Origin of the sequence: Flagellimonas algarum, assembly GCF_040513375.1 — a bacterium.
In the GTDB taxonomy this organism is placed as follows: domain Bacteria; phylum Bacteroidota; class Bacteroidia; order Flavobacteriales; family Flavobacteriaceae; genus Flagellimonas_B; species Flagellimonas_B algarum.
Genome location: NZ_JBEVTG010000002.1, coordinates 1,119,969 through 1,132,917, shown reverse-complemented (window position 1 = coordinate 1,132,917; position 12,949 = coordinate 1,119,969). Strand labels below are relative to the sequence as shown.

10 protein-coding genes are annotated in these 12,949 nt (G+C 46.9%); 7 read left to right on the top strand and 3 right to left on the bottom strand.

The genetic code is table 11. The features are described from left to right. Positions 1 to 3 precede the first annotated feature (3 nt). Genes ABV409_RS12470 through folP form a run of 3 tightly spaced genes read right to left on the bottom strand, consistent with a single transcriptional unit; the run spans position 4 to position 2,433 of the window. Positions 4 to 771, bottom strand: a complete 768-nt coding sequence (locus ABV409_RS12470) for a DUF3667 domain-containing protein (protein ID WP_353877923.1) — start codon at positions 769 to 771, stop codon at positions 4 to 6. Next, positions 771 to 1,556: a diadenylate cyclase CdaA gene (gene cdaA, locus ABV409_RS12465; RefSeq protein WP_353877922.1), complete on the bottom strand. Its 786-nt coding sequence runs from the start codon at positions 1,554 to 1,556 to the stop codon at positions 771 to 773. Before cdaA ends, ABV409_RS12470 begins: the two co-directional genes overlap by 1 nt. 34 nt (positions 1,557 to 1,590) lie before the next feature. After that, positions 1,591 to 2,433, bottom strand: a complete 843-nt coding sequence (folP, locus tag ABV409_RS12460; protein WP_353877921.1) for a dihydropteroate synthase — start codon at positions 2,431 to 2,433, stop codon at positions 1,591 to 1,593. Between the two features lie 91 nt (positions 2,434 to 2,524). Between folP and ABV409_RS12455 the strand changes: the two genes are divergently transcribed. From ABV409_RS12455 to ABV409_RS12425, 7 genes are all read left to right on the top strand, one after another. Further along, positions 2,525 to 3,064, top strand: a complete 540-nt coding sequence (locus tag ABV409_RS12455; protein ID WP_353877920.1) for a DUF1599 domain-containing protein — start codon at positions 2,525 to 2,527, stop codon at positions 3,062 to 3,064. After that, positions 3,064 to 4,734: a BT_3928 family protein gene (locus ABV409_RS12450; RefSeq protein WP_353877919.1), complete on the top strand. Its 1,671-nt coding sequence runs from the start codon at positions 3,064 to 3,066 to the stop codon at positions 4,732 to 4,734. The genes ABV409_RS12455 and ABV409_RS12450 overlap by 1 nt, the downstream gene beginning before the upstream one ends. 10 nt (positions 4,735 to 4,744) lie before the next feature. Beyond that, entirely contained in the window at positions 4,745 to 5,494 is a 750-nt protein-coding gene (tpiA, locus tag ABV409_RS12445; protein WP_353877918.1) for a triose-phosphate isomerase, read from the top strand. A gap of 23 nt (positions 5,495 to 5,517) precedes the next feature. Then, positions 5,518 to 6,345, top strand: a complete 828-nt coding sequence (gene prmA, locus ABV409_RS12440; protein ID WP_353877917.1) for a 50S ribosomal protein L11 methyltransferase — start codon at positions 5,518 to 5,520, stop codon at positions 6,343 to 6,345. 20 nt (positions 6,346 to 6,365) lie between these two features. Continuing rightward, positions 6,366 to 6,641 carry an ATP-dependent Clp protease adaptor ClpS gene (locus ABV409_RS12435; protein ID WP_353877916.1) on the top strand — a complete coding sequence of 92 codons (276 nt, stop codon included), beginning with the start codon at positions 6,366 to 6,368 and terminating at the stop codon, positions 6,639 to 6,641. 53 nt (positions 6,642 to 6,694) lie between these two features. Then, the gene (locus tag ABV409_RS12430; RefSeq protein ID WP_353877915.1) at positions 6,695 to 9,499 is read left to right on the top strand and encodes a helix-turn-helix and ligand-binding sensor domain-containing protein; all 2,805 of its coding nucleotides are present in this window, start codon (positions 6,695 to 6,697) and stop codon (positions 9,497 to 9,499) included. 261 nt (positions 9,500 to 9,760) lie between these two features. After that, positions 9,761 to 12,946 (top strand): glycoside hydrolase family 2 TIM barrel-domain containing protein, encoded by a 3,186-nt coding sequence (locus ABV409_RS12425; RefSeq protein WP_353877914.1) that lies wholly within the window; start codon positions 9,761 to 9,763, stop codon positions 12,944 to 12,946. Positions 12,947 to 12,949: the final 3 nt, after the last annotated feature.

Here is a 12,949-nt window from a genome sequence, read left to right as displayed (position 1 = left end):
GGTTTATTTCGGAGGTGCGAAATCCTGTAGGCTCAGGGCTCCTGTCAGTAAGCCCACAAGGATCAATACTATTCCGATAAGTACCATTACAAAGACCATAAGGAACAAATACCCCAAACCCCGGAAGAAGGTACTCATGAATCCGGTTTTATGGATCCTGCCGAACACATAGAATTGGTAGATGACCGAAACTACGATAAACAGCCAATTAAAAATATCGTATTTGACGTTGAAAAAACCGAATAAGGGTACCGACACCAAGAATTGGAAGAAAGAAACCTGCCCTGTAGTAAAGGCATTGGCCACCAAATGTTCCGTATAATTCAATTTTTTGATATCGATGAACAAGAGCCAGGTGATCAAGGCATAAATCGGTGTAATGAGATACGCCATAATGCCCTGATAATCAAAAACGAATTCCATGTTGGGGGTTTTCGCATCGCTCAAACTGTTTTCCAGTAAGTTGACATGGTATACGTTGCGCAAGAGAAAAAACAACAGTCCCGAAAGGGTAATCGCGATCGCGAAAAAACTGATCGGGTTCATGTATTTTTTTCGCGCCCCTTGGATATAGCTTTCAACGACCGCTTCTGGTTTCGTGATGAGGTGTCTGATGGTCTTGAAGAGGGTATTGTCCAAATTGAACACCTGAAACGTCAAGTCTTGCCAGACGTTTTTTAAGGTCAAACGGTTTCGTATGATCTTCGCCCCGCAGTTTGGGCAATAACTGAAATCGGATCGAAGGCTGCTGCCACAAGTCTTACATTCCATTAAGCAAGGTCTTTTTTAAGCATTTGGTTCAATTCTTCGAGGCTTTTGTACAAAACGAATTCCCCATTTTTGATGTAAGAGATCAGTCCGGTCTCTTCACTCACCACCAAACAGATCGCATCGGTCTTTTCAGTGATGCCGACGGCCGCGCGATGCCTGAGACCAAAACGGAGGGGTATGGTGCGTTCGTTAGAAACCGGTAAGATGACCCGTGTTGCCGTGATGTAATTGTCTTGAACGATGGCCGCCCCATCATGTAGGGGACTGTTTTTGTAAAAAATACTTTCGATGATCGGTTGGGTGATCTCAATGTTCATTTTGTCACCACTTGACTTAATGAAATCAAGGCTATTATTGCGTTCAATGACGATGATCGCCCCGGTTTTACTGATGCCCATTTTTTCACAGGCTGAAACGATGGCATCAATATCGGTATCGGTGGGCATCCCTTCTTGTCTCAAGAACTTGAAATGCTTGATGAAATTGCGTTTCGACGCGAAATTGGTCGATCCGATCATCAAGAGGAACTTACGGATTTCTTGCTGGAAAACGATGATCAAGGCGATCAGACCGATGTTCATAAAGCCTCCGACCACGCTGCTGATCATTTTCATTTGCAGCAATTCAGTAAGCTTCCAAAGGGCCCAGACCATGACGATACCTATGAAAATATTGATGGCCACGGTGCCTTTGACCAGTTTGTAAATGTAATAGAGCAATACGGCCACCAAAATGATATCGATGATATCGGTGATCTTGAATTCAAGAAAGTTGAGGAAATCCAAAGGCCGTGTTTTTGTAAAAGTAAAAAAAATAGGGTTAGTGTTCCGGATCATGTGGCGGAACCAGGCAGGCATGTAAACGAACACATTCCATGGCCTCTTTCACATCATGGGCCCTCAAAATGGAAGCCCCTTTGGTCAAAGCGATCATGTGTAGTGCCGTAGTACCGTTCAAGGCGTGTTCAGAAGCGATATCCAGCGTTTTGTATATCATCGATTTTCTGCTCAGACCGACCAATAGGGGGCGGCCCAAATGCTGGAACACATCAAAATGGTTCAAGAGTTGAAAATTTTGCGCTGTAGTCTTCGAAAAACCGAATCCAGGGTCGAGAATGACATCATTGATCTTCAAGGCCTCGATCTTGCGCAAACGTTCTGAAAAGTAGTGGATGATGTCCTGCTCAAGGTCTCCGTAATCCGTTTGTTGCTGCATGGTCTGGGGGGTACCGCGCATATGCATCATGATGTACGGCACCTGATGGGCGGCGATGGTCTCCAGCATGCCGGGATCAAGATGGCCGGCCGAAATATCATTGATCATCGCGGCTCCGGCCTCCAAGACGGCCTCGGCCACGGTACTTCTGAAGGTATCTATGGAGAGCAAGATTCCGGGAAATTCACGGTATAGTGCTTCCGTAATCGGCAAAACCCTTCGAAGTTCTTCCGCTATGGATACCTCTTGGGCATTTGGGCGTGAGCTGTATCCACCTACATCGATGAATGTCGCTCCTTCGTTCAACATGGTTTCTACTTGACGGAGCACATCCAAGGCATCTTTCAGCCTTCCCCCATCGTAAAAGGAATCCGGTGTAACGTTGACGATTCCCATGACTTTGGGTGTTGAAAGATCGATTAGAAGTCCGTTGCAGTTTATGGTCATAAAGCCGAGGTGCTTTGTTCGGTTTCGTTATCTTTGGCCCTGTGGCAAAAACCGACTATCGGTGTCGAAATTATAACAATTCAAGCAGTTTATGCAGCAAACCTCAAGCCAATATGATGCGGTCATCCATTCGTGTCGCGAGCTCTTCAAAAAGAAGACCATCGATTACGGTACGGCATGGCGGATATTAAGGTTGCCTTCTTTGACCGATCAGCTGTTCATCAAAGCACAGCGCATACGTGGTCTTCAGGAAAATGAAGTACATAAGGTCGATGAAGGAGAGCAATCCGAATTCATAGGGATCGTCAACTATGCGGTCATGGCTTTGGTCCAAATTGAATTGGGTATTGCCGAACAGGCCGATTTGTCTGCTGAGGAAGCTTTAAGGCACTATGATGCCAAGGTGTTGGAAACCAAAACCCTAATGCTCGACAAAAATCATGATTACGGCGAGGCATGGCGTGATATGCGTGTTAGCTCACTAACCGACTTGATTTTGCAGAAGTTGCTTCGCGTCAAACAGATCGAAGACAATGAAGGGGCAACCCTCGTGAGCGAAGGTATTGACGCCAACTACCAAGACATCATCAACTACGCCGTTTTTGCATTGATACATTTAAGTGAGGCCTAATGAAATACCTAGTCGCATTTTCAAGAGTCGTTGTGGGAGTCCTTTTCATCATCAGTGGACTCATCAAATTGAACGACCCGGTCGGTTTCTCCTTTAAACTTGAGGAATACTTTGGCCAAGGCGTTCTCGATCTTCCTTTTTTGATGCCGTTGGCATTGGCCATCGCCTTGGTGTTGGTGATCGTTGAAGTGCTGTTGGGCATCATGTTGTTGACCGGTTTCAAACCCAAGCTAACCGTTTGGAGCCTTTTGGGCATGATTGTCTTTTTCACCTTTCTGACCTGGTATTCGGCCTACTTCAACAAAGTGACCGATTGTGGGTGTTTTGGCGATGCGGTCAAGTTGACCCCCTGGGAATCTTTTACCAAAGACGTGATTTTACTTGTGTTGATCGTCATATTGGTATTAGGAATCAAACATATCAAACCGCTGTTTTCAGCAAAGGTGGGTTGGGTGCTTCACGGCATCGCTTTGATAGCCTGTGTGGCATTCGGCTATCATGTATTGAACCATTTGCCGGTTAAGGATTTCAGGCCTTATAAGATCGGGGCCAATATCGAGCAAGGTATGGTGGTGCCCGAAGACGCGCCAAAACCTATTTATGAATACGCATGGAAGTTCAATACTCCCGAAGGCGAAAAGGTCGTGGTGACCAACGGTGACTACCCAACGGTCGAGGGGGAGTTCGTCGGTGTGGAGACTGAAGAAATCCAAAAAGGCTATGAGCCACCGATACACGATTTTACCATAGAACAGGAAGGACAGGATTTTACGACCGAATTCATGGCCGAAGAACGCTTGGTTATGGTCATTGCCTATGACCTGGCAAAAAGCGATCTCGCCGCTTTCGAAACGGTCAAAACCCAAACCGATGCTGCCATCCGCAATGGATATAAGGTCATCGGCATGTCGGCCTCAAGTGCCGAGCTGGGTTCCGCCATTGTTGGGGAATACGACTTGAACTTCGAGTTTTATTTCACCGATGAGACGACCCTTAAGACTATCGTCCGTTCGAATCCGGCCATTTTGGTGGTAAACAAAGGGACGATCGCGCAGAAAGAACACTTCAATGATTTCGGATCTTTGAAATTCGAAACCCCTGAAAATGGGATATACTTTGACCTCGCCCTCAAAAAGCAATTGGACAGTATTTTGGAACTCGACCAAAAGTACCGGAAGAACCCATCGATGGACGATTGGGGTCTGCAAATGGAAATTGACAGCTCCAATATGGCCTTCATTGCCGATATCATGGCCCGATATGGGTATCCAGGAAAAAGTATGGTCGGGAAAAGGGCAGGGATTGCTGCTTGGTATGTCATCCAACATTCGAATCGCATTCCAGAGTACCTTGGGCTGATGGAGCAGGCCGCTGAAGCGGGAGAACTTCCGTATCGCTTGTACGCCATGATGTTGGATCGGTATTTGATGGGGCAGAACAAACCGCAACGTTATGGTACCCAAGGGTCGAGTTATTATATCGGCTCCCCGAAAGCGATCGACTTCATTTGGCCCATAGCGAATATGGATTCAGTGAACATCCTACGAGAGCAAGCCGGATTCGATGATGACGTCATTGCCAATGCGAAGCGGATCTTTGGTGAGGATTTCGAATTCAAGGCCTATACCATAGAAGAAATCAACCGATTGATACCAGAAACAAAAAACTAACAACAATACTATGAGAACCCAAATTGTCGCAGGAAATTGGAAAATGAACAAGAATCTTGCCCAAACCGAAGCCTTGCTTTCCGAATTGGCCGCCAAGCTGCCCGATACCGAGGCTGAGGTCATTGTGGCTCCCACTTTTGTCAATCTTTCGCAAAGTGTCAAAAGTCTGGAGGGTTCGGTAATACAAGTGGCTGCCCAAAACATGCATTTTGCCGAAAATGGCGCCTTTACCGGTGAAATTTCAGCGGATATGCTCCTAGATATCGGGGTAGATACGGTGATTTTGGGGCATTCCGAACGCCGTTCGCATTTTGGGGAAACCGATGCATTGCTCGCCCAAAAAGTACAAGCCGCCGTTGCGAAATCAATGAAGGTTATTTTCTGTTTCGGGGAAGAGTTGGAAGACCGACAATCAGGAAACCATTTCCAAATCGTCGAATCGCAATTGAAAAACGGCTTGTTCGATTTGGCCCCGGAGGCCTGGTCGCACATCGTTTTGGCTTACGAACCGGTATGGGCCATTGGTACGGGTGAAACCGCAAGTCCGGAACAAGCACAAGAAATGCATGCCTTTATCAGAAAGACCATTGCCGCTGGCGTTTCAACCGAAGTGGCCGAAAAAGTCACCATTTTATATGGCGGTTCGGTGAAACCGGGCAATGCGAAAGAGATATTCTCGAAACCCGATGTTGACGGCGGCTTGATCGGTGGTGCTTCTTTGAAGTGCGACGATTTCGTGGCCATCATCAGGGCCATTTGACCCCAACTTAAATCACTGAGCTGTTGGATTACCTTGAATTTCGATTTCAATTGGATCCCGTTGAACCGACTACGGGCATTGTTATAGCCCACTTGGCCGAGATCGGGTTCGAAAGTTTCGTAGAGAACGAAGAGGGCTTATTGGCTTATATCACGGAACCGCAATTCGATGTCGCCCGATTCGATGCCTTGCCCATATTTGAAAATTCCGGGTTCAAACTCCAGTGGAGCAGGAAAACCATCCAGCAACAAAATTGGAACGCCGAATGGGAGAAGCAATTCGAACCGATCCACGTCGGTGATTCGTGTACGGTCAGGGCCCCGTTTCATGGATCCTTCGGAAAGCGATTTGAAATCGTGATCATGCCCAAGATGAGTTTCGGCACCGGCCATCACGAAACCACCTTTATGATGTTGGCCCAAATGCTCGAAATCGATTTTTTAGGCAAACGCGTGCTTGATATGGGCACCGGAACCGGGGTTTTGGCGATTATGGCCGAAATGCGCGGCGCACAAACCGTCGACGCCATTGACATTGATGCTTGGAGCTATGAAAACGCCCTGGAAAATGTCGAGCGAAACGCTTGCAAGAAAATCAAGGTATATCAAGGGGATGCTTCGACCCTCTCGCAATCACGCTATGATATCATTCTGGCCAATATCAATAAAAACATCTTACTCCAAGACATACCCACCTATATCGAACACATGGAACGGCCAGGAATGCTATTGCTGAGCGGATTTTACGAAAACGATGTCGTAGACCTCAATTCCCTGTGCCAAAACCTGGGTGGGGAATTCCGAAAAAAAATGGAAAAGAACGATTGGGTAGCGGCAAAATATGTATTTTAGAAACGTATAGGAGCTGTACCATGGGTATTCAGGAAAAATATTCCGAAGAATTACTTGTCGAAGAGGAAGTCGTAAAGCAAAACGAAATCGTGCTCTTCAATGATGACGTGAACACCTTCGATCACGTCATCACCACACTGATCGATGTTTGTGAACATACCCCTGAACAGGCCGAACAATGCTCTTTGATCGTGCATTATAAGGGCAAGTGTACGGTAAAGACCGGGGAGTACGATGACTTGAAACCCCGTTGTACCCGGTTGTTGCAGGCAGGTTTGAGTGCCGAGATCGTATGATCGGAGGTCCTTTCTCCCTGAAGCGCCCTATGCCTTAAGATTTTGAACTCCGTATGTTGAAGTATTTCCCCCTGATTTTGCTTTTGCTAGCGCAGGTGACCGTAGCGCAGGAAATTCCACCTCTTCACAATTATGCCCCGTCCGAATACGGTGCCGAGAACCAAAATTGGGCCATCTCACAAGCCCCTGGCAAACTGATCTATGTCGCGAACAACAATGGGTTGCTCCAATATAATGGGGCCGAATGGGCCTTGTTTCCCTCACCGAATGAAACGATCATGCGATCGGTCATGGTTATCGGCTCGAAAATCTATACCGGTTGCTACATGGAGTTTGGGTATTGGGAAATGAATGGGGATGGCAATCTGGAGTATACGTCCCTTTCAAAAAACAGTAAAGAACAATTGTTGGAAGACGAGGAATTTTGGCACATTATCAATGCCGAAGGAAAGGTCCTTTTCCAATCCAAAAAACGCATCTATGTCTTTGATGAGGCCTCAGGAGCGCTAAGTTTCGTTCCTGCCGATAGTTCGCTACCACGAATCTTCGAAACGCAGCTCGGTATCGTCTTTCAAGTTGCCGGCCAAGGCCTGTTTCGGTTCGAGGGAGGGAGCAAGGTCTTGATTCATGAAGGGACTCCGCTCAAAGAAGATGAGATCATCAATGTATTCGACATAGCCGATGGTGTGTTGATCTTGACCCGTCATCAAGGATTTTTTACCCTGAAAGATGGCGATTTGCAACGATGGAACATACCTGCCGATTCCATCTTGGACCGCAATAGTATCTACAGCGGGATTCGGTTACGGAATTCCGATTTCGCGTTGGGTACCGTATCGGGAGGCTTTTTGATCCTTGACGGTGAAGGCCGGTTCAAGAACCGCATCGATCAAACCAAAGGATTGCGAAATAATACGGTGCTGTCGGTTTTCGAGGATATGGACTCCAAGGTTTGGTTAGGGTTGGATAATGGGATCGGCTACGTAGATCCCGGTTCGCATTTTAAGGTGTACAATGACAATAGTGGGGCGATCGGTAGTGTTTACGCCTCGGCAAAAGTTGGGGAATACCTTTATTTAGGGACTAATCAAGGCCTGTTCTATAAAAAACTGGATGAAGCTCCAAGGTTTCGATTGATTCCCGGTACCCAAGGTCAGGTATGGTCGCTTAACAACATCGATGGGACCCTTTTTTGTGGACACCATACAGGAACCTACACCATTTCAGCGGGTCGGGCGACCAAAATCGCCAACATTCCCGGTACGTGGAAAATTGGGACGATCCCCGATCGAAACGACCTTATTTTACAAGGAAATTACCAAGGCCTGTACATACTTGAATCTCAAGGGGGGCAATGGAAGGTCCGCAACAAAATCGAAGGATTCGATAATTCGGCCCGGTATTTCGAGGTTTTGGGCACGGTGGTATTCGTCAACCACGAGTACAAAGGGGTTTTTGAAATCAAGGTCGATGCCGATTTTAACGCTGCCCTTGATGTGAAAGTGGATTGGCTAGAGCCGGGTTTCAATTCGGGGATCGCGAGATTCGGCAATACACTGTATTATGCGCACCGACTGGGGATAATGAGGTACGATACCACTAGTGCCGGCTTCGTTCGTGATAGTGTATTAAGTACCGCCTATACCGAGGGCGATTACGTATCGGGAAAAATGGTGGTCGATGGCGAGAATGATAACCTGTGGGTGTTTTCACGGAACTATTTGAACCGGATCGCACCGGCCAAATTCAACGACGGTTTTATAATTGAAAAAATACCCTTGCATGAAAACGCCAGGGATGGGGTCATCGGCTATGAAAGCATCGCCCTTCTTGAAGGGAATACCTATCTCTTGGGTACCAGTTTCGGATACATTACGCTGGATCTCGATAAATTGGAAGAAAAGCAAGTAGAGGTACGTATCGGAGGAATCCGCCAGTTATCCAGGGAACAGTCGGCCGACCCGATGATCGATGTGGCACTCGATGAAGAAGGCAGCTTTGCCTTTGATAAGAACAATCTGAAAATTTCCTTTTATACCCCGAATTATAATAATTACGAACCGACCAAATACCAATATCGGCTTGAAGGATACTATTTGAATTGGAGCGACTGGTCTGAAGAGGCTTCGGCGACCTTCGAGAACCTACCACATGGGGAATATACCTTTGACGTCAGGGCTAAAATAGGGGACCAGGTTTCCGCAAATACGGCTTCCTATACCTTTACCATCAACAAGCCTTGGCAGTATTCGAACATGGCCATTTTAGGGTATGTGGTGCTTGGTATCCTGTTTTCATTCGCAGTGCATAGCTCATATCGCAAGTATTACCGAAGAAGGCAGCGCAAGTTGATTGAAATGAACGAGCGCAAAATGGAGTTGGCCAAAGCTCAAAATGAAAAGGAGATCATCAAGATCAAAAACGAACAACTGCGCAAAGAATTCCGTAGCAAAAGCAATGAACTTGCCGCCTCCACTTTGAGTATCATCCGCAAAAACGAATTACTGACCCAAGTGAAGAACGAATTGGTCTCCGGTGGCGAACGAAAAGACTTTACCAGACCCATCATCGATATTATAGATAAGAATCTAAACAAGAACGACGATTGGGAATTATTCAAGGAGGCGTTCAACAATGCCGATCGAAAGTTCTTGAAAAAGTTGAAAAAGTCACATCCGAACTTATCACCGAATGATATCCGATTATGTGCGTATCTCAGACTCAATTTGTCGTCTAAGGAAATCGCCCCTCTTTTGAACATTTCAGCGCGCAGTGTGGAGATAAAACGGTACCGCTTGCGAAAAAAAATGGATCTTTCGCACGATCACAACCTTGTCGACTACATTTTGAAGCTCTAAGAACTTAACACTTTTCCGAAAACACCTCAACATTACCACAACATGAGGTGAAACTGAGCCTTTCCATATTGAACATGCCAATTATAACTATCTGGCAATCAATCGTTTTGATGATTTGATAAAATTGACCGGTTTTTTTTGCCATGTATGTTTTTTGTTGAGGTGGATTTTAAGGAATTCCTAATTTTTTAAGATATGTTTAACCTTGATGGAAGTGCCGAAAGCCTTCTTCAACTGAATTCAAACTTTAACTGAACTATTATGAAAAGAATTTTACTGGGCGTATTGCTCTTGTTCTTCGCGACCGGTTTGCAAGCACAGGCCGACAAAGTCGCCGTCGTAGATGAAGGGCAAGGACCCAAGTTGGTCGTAAACGGTCAAGAGTTTATGATCAATGGTATGAACTGGGATTACATACCTATTGGTACCAATACGGTAAACGCCGGTTTCTGGAAAAAGTCAGACGATATCATCAAGGCAGGCCTTGATACGGAAATGTCGCTGCTCAAGAACATGAACGTGAATGTGATCCGACAGTACACCGGGGTGCCCGCTCGCTGGATCCGTTACATCTATGAGAATTACGGTATTTATACCATGCTCAATGATTCTTTCGGACGGTACGGGTTGACACTCGATGGAGTATGGACGCCGGTGACCGATTATAACGATCCGCGAACGCAAGAGTATTTGCTTTCGGAAGTGGAGGCCTTGGTCAAGGAGTATAAGAACACTCCCGGTTTATTGATGTACCTGTTGGGGAATGAAAACAACTACGGTTTGTTTTGGGCCGGTGCCGAAACGGAGGATTTTCCTGATGGCCAGGAAAAAATCGATGCCGTTGGCGAATTGCGGGGGCGTCCGATGTATCGCTTGATGAACGAGGCCACCAAAAGAATCAAGGCTTTGGATGATTCCCATCCTGTGGCCATCTGTAATGGTGACGTACTGTTCATCGATATCATCGCCGATGAGTGTAAAGATGTCGATATCTATGGAACCAACACCTACCGCGGGGTTTCTTTCGGTGATATGTTCGAAGTGGTCAAGGAGAAGCTGAACAAGCCTATCATGTTCACTGAATTCGGGGCTGATTCCTATAATGCCGTCAAAAATGCCGAAGACCAGAAAATGCAGGCCTATTATATGGTCAACAACTGGAAGGAAATTTATGAGAATGCCGCCGGAATGGGCAAAGCCAACAATTCGATCGGTGGATTCACTTTCCAGTTTTCAGATGGCTGGTGGAAAGCCGGTTTCGACAAACGTAAGGATGCCGATACCCAACAGACCGAAGCCACTTGGAACGGTGGGGGGTATACCTTGGACCTTGCCTATGAAGGTGCGAACAACATGAACGAAGAATGGTTCGGGATCTGTGCCAAAGGGCAGACCGATTCCCGAGGTTTATACCAGCTCTATCCTCGTGCTGCATACTACGCCTTGAAAGATGCCCACCAGTTGAATCCCTACACACAAGGGGTCGACCTTGATTTCATCTCCAATCATTTCAACAACATCAACTTGATGGCCGCCGAGCTTCAAGCACGAGGTGATAAGGCCGCTTTGAACGGAGAGCAAGGAAAACTACTACGAATCAGTAACCTTCAAGCGAAATTTGCCACCTTCAATACCGGAGGTAGTTTGATTACCACCCCTGATACCGCTGACCCCGACGATCCGAATACCTTTCCGAACCAACTCGGGTTCGATCATATGGAATCTTATTTCATCGGAATAGAAGGGAATCCGGCCTCGAACATGCGGGCCGAAGTGAATTTCAACGTTGTCGGTAACGTCGCACAGAACCCGATCAACGAGATTTTCTACGAGAACAATTCAAGGCCTTTGGAAGTCAACACCGACCAAGGCAATGTATTGGTCCAGGATGTCAACCGGATTCGGGTCTATCAAGCCGAGTTCGAATGGAGGGCAAAGGAGTTCGATATCAGAGGTTTTTATCGTACAGGCCACTACCACTGGGGGTATGAAGGCGATTTCTTCGGCTTTTACCCAGAGGCCAACTACGGCCCGAACCTCGACATTTATAATGGTGAGATCCTTGGGGCCGAAATCGACGGAAAAGGTCCGTTGAAAGGATTGAAAGTGGCTGTGGGGCCACAACTATGGTGGGGTGCGAACCCAACCATGCTTTTCAAGTATAAAAGACATTTCGGTAAGTTCGACATTACCGGTATCTACCACCGCGATTTCGAAACCGATGTCGTGTTGGATGAGAACGGAAGACGGGTTCTCGATATCAACCAAGTCCGTAGTGGTGTGATTCCACCATGGCCGACCGAAAGGGCCGCGTTGGTTATTGAAAGGGAATTCGGAAAATTCGGTGTGGAACTTGGAGGTATTTGGTCTGGAAGCCCCCTGAATGGGATTTCCTTCCAAGACGTTACCGGAACCCCGGGTAATTATACCGTATTCGAAGACCGCATCCAATCCAGTGATAACTGGGGGGGTAAAGCGAAGATCACCTATGAAGGTGGAAGGTTCAATTGGTACGGACAAACCGCTGCTATGGGACTTATCGCCAATGGTGGTGCCGATCAGACCTTGACCTTTACCGGATGGAGATTAAAGGACACCGGAAGCGGCAACGTGGTCAATGTCCTATCCGGATTCACTTACGCTACCGGAAAATTCCAGATCGCGCCGAACTTCATGTGGCAAAAGCCCATCGTGGATGCCATGCCACAAGATGTACAAGGTCCTGGGCGACTTCGTAACATCATCGATGATCCATTCGCCGTTAGGGCCAATAGGGAGACTACGGCAGGGGAGCTTTTGATTACGTATGATCCCACTCCGGGTACTTGGATGTACGAATGGGACAACGATCGTGCCGAAGACGCCAAGTTCGCGATGAACCTTGGTTTTGTCTACCGTCACTTGCCGACCACAATGGATGCGCATATCGGTTTCTTGGCCAATCGTACCTTTTTCGCATTCCCGACCTCAGCACCAGCCCAAGACTTATGGGAAGTGCATTCGAGAATGGTATCGAAGATCGGTCCTGATTTCGGCCTCATCGGTAACTTTTACTATGGAAACGGTCAGGGTAACGGGGATTCCGATCGCTTGATCAAGCGATTCGGAGGCGATATCCGAATGATCTATAAGAACTTCAAACTGCGGTACCAACAAAAGATCAATGATTGGGGGCCGTATGATTACCACCGTGACTTCAACTTGACCTTCCCGGTTCAGTTGATGTTGGATATTTCGACCACCTTGGGCAAACCGGATTGGTTCATTTTACCAAGTACCCAAATCGGGATCCGCGGAACGTGGAGGTCTTTGAACGAATTCTCACCAAGGTATTTGCCGAACGCTGCGGCTCCGTTCTCCAACGAGCCGACCATCAGTCCGGTCGGTTTCGATAACGGAAACGAGTGGGAGATCATGACATATGTACACATCAATATCGGGAAATAAAAA

Coding starts and splice junctions, on each gene's coding strand:
- ABV409_RS12470 (WP_353877923.1), bottom strand. CDS start 771: ATGGAATGTAAGACTTGTGGCAGCAGCCTTCGATCCGATTTCAGTTAT.
- folP (WP_353877921.1), bottom strand. CDS start 2,433: ATGACCATAAACTGCAACGGACTTCTAATCGATCTTTCAACACCCAAA.
- ABV409_RS12455 (WP_353877920.1), top strand. CDS start 2,525: ATGCAGCAAACCTCAAGCCAATATGATGCGGTCATCCATTCGTGTCGC.
- ABV409_RS12450 (WP_353877919.1), top strand. CDS start 3,064: ATGAAATACCTAGTCGCATTTTCAAGAGTCGTTGTGGGAGTCCTTTTC.
- tpiA (WP_353877918.1), top strand. CDS start 4,745: ATGAGAACCCAAATTGTCGCAGGAAATTGGAAAATGAACAAGAATCTT.
- ABV409_RS12435 (WP_353877916.1), top strand. CDS start 6,366: ATGGGTATTCAGGAAAAATATTCCGAAGAATTACTTGTCGAAGAGGAA.
- ABV409_RS12430 (WP_353877915.1), top strand. CDS start 6,695: ATGTTGAAGTATTTCCCCCTGATTTTGCTTTTGCTAGCGCAGGTGACC.
- ABV409_RS12425 (WP_353877914.1), top strand. CDS start 9,761: ATGAAAAGAATTTTACTGGGCGTATTGCTCTTGTTCTTCGCGACCGGT.